This is a genomic window from Streptomyces sp. (genome assembly GCF_031178505.1).
Classification (GTDB): domain Bacteria; phylum Actinomycetota; class Actinomycetes; order Streptomycetales; family Streptomycetaceae; genus Streptomyces; species Streptomyces gulbargensis.
The window spans coordinates 1-6,924 of record NZ_JAPSIW010000357.1; the positions used below are offsets into that span (position 1 = coordinate 1).

General features: G+C 75.1%; 4 protein-coding genes. 1 reads left to right on the forward strand and 3 read right to left on the reverse strand.

Features of this window, described 5'->3' with window-relative positions; genetic code table 11:
* Both RIF68_RS21780 and RIF68_RS21785 read right to left on the reverse strand, forming a co-directional pair.
* Nucleotides 1-1,004 (reverse strand): condensation domain-containing protein (locus RIF68_RS21780; RefSeq protein ID WP_309052969.1); only part of this gene is annotated, 1,004 nt, incomplete at its 3' end.
* 146 nt (nucleotides 1,005-1,150) lie between these two features.
* Complete coding sequence (locus RIF68_RS21785; RefSeq protein WP_309052970.1) at nucleotides 1,151-2,692, reverse strand: AAA family ATPase; 1,542 nt, start codon at nucleotides 2,690-2,692, stop codon at nucleotides 1,151-1,153.
* 329 nt (nucleotides 2,693-3,021) lie between these two features.
* On the opposite strand from RIF68_RS21785, the gene RIF68_RS21790 reads away from it, so the two are divergent.
* Nucleotides 3,022-3,225 carry a hypothetical protein gene (locus RIF68_RS21790; protein WP_309052971.1) on the forward strand — a complete coding sequence of 68 codons (204 nt, stop codon included), beginning with the start codon at nucleotides 3,022-3,024 and terminating at the stop codon, nucleotides 3,223-3,225.
* A gap of 215 nt (nucleotides 3,226-3,440) precedes the next feature.
* Here RIF68_RS21790 and RIF68_RS21795 read toward each other — a convergent pair whose 3' ends face one another.
* Nucleotides 3,441-6,491 (reverse strand): BTAD domain-containing putative transcriptional regulator, encoded by a 3,051-nt coding sequence (locus RIF68_RS21795; protein WP_309052972.1) that lies wholly within the window; start codon nucleotides 6,489-6,491, stop codon nucleotides 3,441-3,443.
* Nucleotides 6,492-6,924 lie beyond the last annotated feature (433 nt).

Sequence of the window (6,924 nt, forward strand, 5' to 3'; positions counted from 1 at the left end):
TGCTTGACCTCGGCAGCGACGGTCCGGACGAGGTCGCCGAACCGGTCCCCCGGGCGTACCGCGAGGCGCAGGGGGACGATGTTCGACATCATGCCGGGGGTGCTGCGGGCGGTGCGGCTGGTGCGGCCGGTCACCGGCAGGGCGATGACGAGCTCCTCACGGGCGGTGACGCGATGGAGGTAGGCCGCGAAGAGGGCGATGAGGAGGACGGACCAGGTGACCCGTTCGGCGCGGGCGGCGGTACGGAGCCGGTCCGCGTCGGTGGGCGGGAGGAGGACGCTGCGCCGGGCGAAGGGCAGGGCGCCGTGGGCGGCCGGTGCCCGGTCGCGGCCCCGGACGAGGTCGGCGGGGGCGTCCGGGGCGCCGGCCAGGTGGACGCGCCAGGCGGCGAGGTCGGCGGCGGCCTCCTCGGAGGCGCGGTAGGCGGCGTCCTCGGCCAGGAGGTCGGCCAGGGAGCCGAAGGGGGACGGGCCCCAGGGTTCACCGGCGACGGCCCGCTCGTACAGCTCGACGAGCCGGGCGAGGGCCAGGGAGGCACCGGCGCCGTCCACGACCAGGTGGTGGAAGCCGTAGAAGTAGAAGAACCGTTCCTCCCCCAGTTTGACGAGGGCGCACCGGACCGGGGGCTCGCCGGTCAGGTCGAAGGGCGTGCCGATGAGCCCGTCGATGAGTTCCCAGGCCGCCGCCTCGGGGTCGGCCGCGCCGCTGACGTCGGTGAACGGCAGGGTGCGGCTGCCCGCGTCGGCGTCGAGGAGCTGCCAGACCCGCTCGCCGTCCTCCTCGAAGCCGCGGACGCGCAGGAAGTCGGCCTCCTCCACCAGGCGGCGCCAGGCGGCCGCCATGAGGTGGGGGTCGACGGGGCCGTCGATCTCCCGGCACTCGCCGACGTTGTACGTGACGCCGGTGGGGTCGAGGAGGTGGGCCGTCCAGATGTCCCGCTGGGCCACGGAGAGCGGCAGCCGCACGGCGGCCGGTGCGGATGCGACGGGCGTGTCGAACGGCATGGGGGCTCCTGTGGGGTCACGTCAGGGTGGTGGCGGCCCCGGATGGCATCCCGGCCGGGGCGGCCCTCGCCATACAACCCGTGCGGGTGGGCCCCGAGCGGCAGTTGATCCGGCGGTACGGCAGCGGATCGGCGGCGCTGCGGCAGTCAGGCGGCAGCGGATGCGGCGACGGCGGAGGCGGTGGAACCGAGGGGTTCCGGGAGTCCTGAGGGGCCGTGGGAGGCGGCGTGTGTCGCAGGGCCGGCCTCCGGGCGGGCGGCGAGGGCCCGGACGACGCGGAGCACGCGGAAGGCGGAGCGGCCGCGGTCGGTACCGGGGCGGATGACACCGCCGATGAGCAGCGCCCTGACCATGCGGCCGCAGTCCGGCAGGGACCGGCCGGTGAGCCGGACGATCTCGTCCAGGTCGAAGTCGTCCCCGTCCGCCGCGCACAGGCGGGCGACGAGTTCGCGGGGGCCGGGCGGGAGATGGGCGAGCGTGCGGAGGACTCCGTCGCGGAGGTGGCAGCCGGAACGGCCGTCGGCGAGGTGGTCGAGGAGCGCGGCCGGGTCGGTCTCCACGATGCCGCGCAGGGTGGGCAGGTCGCAGACGGTGAGCCAGGACGCTGCCGCGGCGAGGGCGAGCGGGTGCCCGTCGAGGCGGTGCGCCACCCAGGCGACGTCGGCGAGGGTCCGCTCGTCGGGGACGATGTCGGGGCGGACCTGGCGGATCCGGCCGAGGAGGAACCGTACGGCGGGGGCGTCGGCGCGGGCCGGGTCGTCGGGCCGCGGGGCGTCGAGGGGCGCGAGGAGGAAGAGGCGTTCGCCGGGGACGTCCCAGGGGGTGTCGGCGGTGAGGAGGACGCGCAGGCCGGGGAGTTCGCGCAGCAGCCGGGTCAGGCGCGGGAAGTCGAGCCGGGCCGGCGCGGCGCCGTCGAGGACCAGAAGGGCGTCGCGGTCCCCGAGCGCGGCGAGGAGGGCGGCGGGCGGCTGCTCGTCGGCGGAGGCGGAGGCCGGGTCGGAGGCGGAGGCCGGGTCGGAGGCGGAGGCCGGGTCGGAGGCGTCGGTGCCGGACGGCGCCCCCGTGCCGGTGCCGCACGCGGCGGCAGCGTCGGGGTGCGTGCGGGGCTCGGGGGCCTGGAGGTGGGCGGCGCAGGCGGTGGTGAGGGCGAGCAGCGGGTCGCCGTCGGGCCGCAGGGAGTCGGTGACGGCCCCGGGGGCGGTGTGCCAGAGGACGGGGAAGCCCGCGTCGTGGAGCCGGGCGGCGGTCTCCAGGGCGAGCCGGGTCTTGCCGACACCGCTCAGTCCGACGACGGTGACGAGGCGTTCGGCGCCGGAGCGCAGCTCCTCGGCGAGGACGGCGGCCTCGGCCCGACGGCCGATCAGCGGGTGGAGGGGGGCGGGCGGCGCGCACCGCTCCAGGAGCGGCTGCCGGGTGCCGCCGCCGTGGTGGCCGCGGCGGACGGCCTCTTCGAGGGCGGTCCTGGCACGGGGGCCGAGACGCAGCCCGTCGGCTATCAGGCGGATCGTTTCGGCACGCGGTCGGAGGGCCTTGCCCTTCTCCAGGTCCCGGATGGCGCGGACGCTGATGGTGGAGAGGTCCGCGAGTTCGCGCTGGGTGAGCCCGATGCGGAGGCGGTGTCCGCGGATGAGGGTGCCGAGGGCGGCGGTGGCCGTCGTCGTGCCCTCGGGGGAGAGACCGGTCGTCATGGAGAGCTCCCGCTGGTCAGGTGGGGGCGGGGCCCGGGCGGCGGCCGGCCTGGTCGGGGCCGGTCGCGGCGGTGACCTCGCCGTCTGCTGGGACCCAGACTCCGAAGGCCGCCTATCGACCGGGCATCGCGTCACTAACCGGGAGAGGCGCCGCCCCGGGGGCCGTACGGGGTCCGCCGGCAGCCACGTGACAGCGGTCCGGGTGGGCGTGATACCGGGGGCGGCGCGGTGATAGCGGGGGGATAGGACAGCGGTCGGTGCGGTGAATCCGCTGCTCCCTACGTTGGTGGTCAGAAGGAAACGCCAGCCCCGACGAGACGGAGAATCCGATGTCGAAGACCACCGCCACCCGCCGCACCGCCCTCCGCGCCGCCGTCACCTCCGCGCTGATCGTCCTGGTGACGGGCGCCGGTCTCCAGACGAGCTGGGCCGACGGGACCGCCCCGGCCACCACCACCCCGAGCACCTCGGCCACCCCCACCCCGGGTGCGACGGGCACCGGCACCACCGACGGCAACAACCCCTGGGACTGAACGCCGCTCCGCGCGCCGGCCACGAGCGCACCGGTCACCCGGCCGAGCGGACTTGCGCATCTCCCGCCCGCGCGGTGAACGCCCTCCGCGCACCGGGCGCCCCTCCCGCAAGATGCTGGACGCGGCAGCCCGGATCGTCGCCGAGAAGAGCCCCGAGGCCGTCATCCCGGCGCCCCGCTCACGCCCGGCGCCCCCTCCCGGCGGGCTCCCCTCTCTCAGCAGGCGCCGAGCAGCCGCTCCGCCTCCGCCAGTTCCCGGGTCATCCGCCGCTCCCGGAACACCGCGACCGCGGGCGTCAGCAGCTCCCGCGAGCGCCCCGGCTCCTCCTTCAGCAGCCGGGCGAGGTCGAGGCGCGCCAGGGCGCCCCCGCTAAAATCCATGATCTGCTCCCGCGCGGCGACCGCCCGGTCGTAGAAGTCGCGGGCCCGGTCCGGCCTCCCCATCATCGCGAAGGCGTGGCCCAAATCGCGCAGCAGGTGCCCTTCCCCGATCACGTCGCCGGAGTCCCGGCAGAGTTCCAGCACCTCCGTGAAGGTGAGGACCGCCAGATCGCTCTGCCCCTGTTCCAGGAGGACCTGTCCGACCCGCCGCAGGGTCCGGGCGCGACCGCCCGTGTATCCGATGCCCTCGTAGATGTCGAGCGCCTCGTCGAGCTGCCGCTGCGCGAGGCCGGTCTCGCCCTGCCGCATGCGGATGTGGGCGCTCTGGGTGAGGACGATGGCGCGGCCGACGATGTCGCCGGCCCGGTCGAAGTCGGCGAGGGAGCGCCGGTAGAGCTCCAGGGCCGTGACGTCGTCGCCGCCGGTCCGGGCGATGAGGGCCATGTCGCGGCGGCAGAGTGCCTCGCCCATGGGTTCGTCGAGGGCCTGGAAGACGTCCAGGGCCGAGGTGAGGGCCTGCCGGGCGGTGTCGTACTGGCTGCGGCTCATGTAGAGCGAGCCGAGGGAGGCGCGGACGGCGGCGGTGCCGCGCAGGTTGCCCGCCTTGCGGACGGCGGCGAGGGCGGTGAGGTGGGTCCGTTCCCAGAGGTCGTAGTGGCCGCGCACCTCGAAGAGGGTGACGAGGGAGGTGGCGAGGTCCCAGCAGAGGTCGTGCAGTCCCTCCTCGGCGGCGTGCCCGACCATGCCGCACAGGGCGGTCTGTTCGGCGTCGAGCCAGGCCAGCGGGTCGGCGAGGGTTTCGTCGGTGTACGTGGCGGGCGGCGCCCAGCGGGGGGCGTCGCCGTGCAGGACGGTGAAGTCGCCGCCGTAGACCTTGCGGTGGGCCTCCTGGGCCAGGTGCATCCAGCCGCCGGCCATGCGGGCGAAGGCGGCCCGCCGGGCCTCGGGCGGGTGCTGGGCGGCGAGCTGTTCGCGGGCGTAGACGCGGATGATCTCGTGGAAGCGGTAGCGGAAGCCGCCGGTCGGCTCGACCCCGGCGACGTCGAGCATCTGTACGTCGACGAGGGGTTCCATGAGGTCGGAGGGGAAGGGGCGGCGGTCGTCGAGGAGGGCGCCGGCGAGCCAGCTCGGCAGGGTGGGGGCCTGCGCCATGCTGAGCAGGCGCAGCAGCCCGCGATCCTCGGGGGCCAGTCCCTCGTAGGTGAGGGAGAGGCTGGCCCGCATCGTCATCTCGCCGTGGGTGAGTTCGTCCAGCCGGTTCCGTTCGTCGGCGAGCCGCTGCACCATCGAGGCCAGGGTCCAGTGCGGGCGGGCGGCGAGGCGGGCGGCGACGATCCGGAGGGCGAGCGGGAGCCGGCCGACGGTGCGCACGAGGGCCTCGGCGGCCACGGCCTCGCCTGCGACCCGGTCCGCGCCGATGATGCGCGCGAGGAGTTCCAGGGCACGGTCCTCGTCCAGGACGTCGAGTTCGACGCGGTGGGCGCCGGGCAGGGCGGTGAGGCGGGCGCGGCTGGTGACGAGGACGGCACAGCCCCGGCTGCCGGGGAGCAGCGGCAGCACCTGGCCCTCGCCGGCGGCGTCGTCCAGGACCACGAGGAGGCGGCGGGCGGCGAGACGGGTGCGGTACATCTCGGCGCGTTCGTCGAGGGATTCGGGGATGAGCTGGCCCGGGATGCCGAGGGCGCGCAGGAACCGCCCGAGGACTTCGACGGGGGTGGCGGGGGCGCCGGTGGTGCCGCGCAGGTCGCAGTAGAGCTGTCCGTCGGGGAAGCCGGTCTCGGCCAGGGCGTGGGCGACGTGGACGGCGAGGGTGGACTTTCCGGTGCCGGGTTTGCCGGTGATGGCGGCGAGTCCGACGGTGGCCCGTCCGTCGCCGCCGGTGAGCGCCTTCTCCAGGGCGGCGAGCCGCTGCGCGTCCGCGACGAAGTCGGCAGTGTCGGCGGGGAGTTGATGCGGCACGGTGTCGTGGCGTACGGATGCGGCGGCGGGCGCCGGTGCCCTGTCGGCGGCGGATGCCTCCGCCGCCTTCTCCGGTTCCTCGCCCGGGCGGGCGGCGGGCGGGGCGGCGCCGGTGGACGGGGCGGCGGGGCGCGGGAGTTCCCCGGCGAGGATGGCGGCCTCGAGGTCGCGCAGTTCGCGGCTGGGTTCGAGGCCGAGTTCCTCGGCGAGGTAGCGGCGGGCGGCGCGGAAGGCCGCCAGGGCCTCGGCCTGGCGGCCCGACCAGTACAGGGCCTGGATGAGCTGCCCGTGGAGCTTCTCGCGCAGGGGGTGTTCATGGGTGAGCATCTGGAGTTCGCTCACGAGCCGGTCGTGATGGCCGAGTTCGAGTTCGAGCCGGATGCGGAGTTCGACGGCGGCGAGCCGTTCCTCGTTGAGCCGGCGTGCCTTGTTGGCGAGCGGGCCGGAGTCGAGACCGGTGAGGCAGTCCCCCTGCCACAGGGTGACGGCCGATCTCAGGATCCCCACCGCTTCCTCGGGGCGCCCGGTCTCGCCGAGCGTGCGGGCACGCTGGACGAGGGCCGTGAAGAGGGCGGCGTCGACGTTGTCGGCGCCGGTGTGGAGGACGTAGCCGGGCGGCCGGGTGACGAGGGAGACCTCGCCGTCGGCGCCGGCGAGCATCTTCCGCAGCCGGGAGACGCAGATCTGGACCTGGGTACGGGCCGTCTCCGGCGGGTTGTCCTCCCAGATGAGGTCGACGAGCTGACTGGTGCTGACGACCCTGTTGCTCTCCAGGAGCAGTGCGGCGAGGATCACCTCCTGCCGGCCCGGAGGCACGCGCAGCGGCCCGGCGGCCCCCTGGACCTGCAGCGGTCCCAGGACCCGGAAGGTGAGCCGGGGCCCGTCCGGGCCGCCCTGATCCGTTAACCCGCCGTCGGCAGCAGCCACTGATTCCCCCACGCAACAGATGAGTCGACACGCCGGACAGCACCGGACAGGACCGGACCGCGCAGGTACACGCCGGGACGCCAGGATCGAGTGAAGACAGTCTCCACATCCCTCCCTGTCCTGTCCATGCCGTGAAGATCCCTGTCGCGATAAGCGGGCGATAACAGGGAGTTGGGCGGGCGCCGCATCGTGGACGGGAAGGGGAAAGGGGTGGGCGCCGTTGAACAGCCATGACGACACGAGGACGCTACCGAGGGGAGGGGCGGAGCCGGTGGATCTGCTGACCGCCGCGGGCGCCGATCACGTCCGGCTGCTCTACGACTACCTCGACGCGGGCGACCCGGACGGATGCGGCTCACTGCTGCACGAGGCGGTGGTGGTGCAGCTCCCGGGGCGCCCGCCCGCCCGGGGCCGTGCGGAGGCACTGCGCGCC

What these genes read in the sequence shown, in the direction of transcription:
- RIF68_RS21785 (WP_309052970.1), bottom strand. Translation starts at nt 2,692, where the DNA reads ATGACGACCGGTCTCTCCCCCGAGGGCACGACGACGGCCACCGCCGCC.
- RIF68_RS21790 (WP_309052971.1), top strand. Translation starts at nt 3,022, where the DNA reads ATGTCGAAGACCACCGCCACCCGCCGCACCGCCCTCCGCGCCGCCGTC.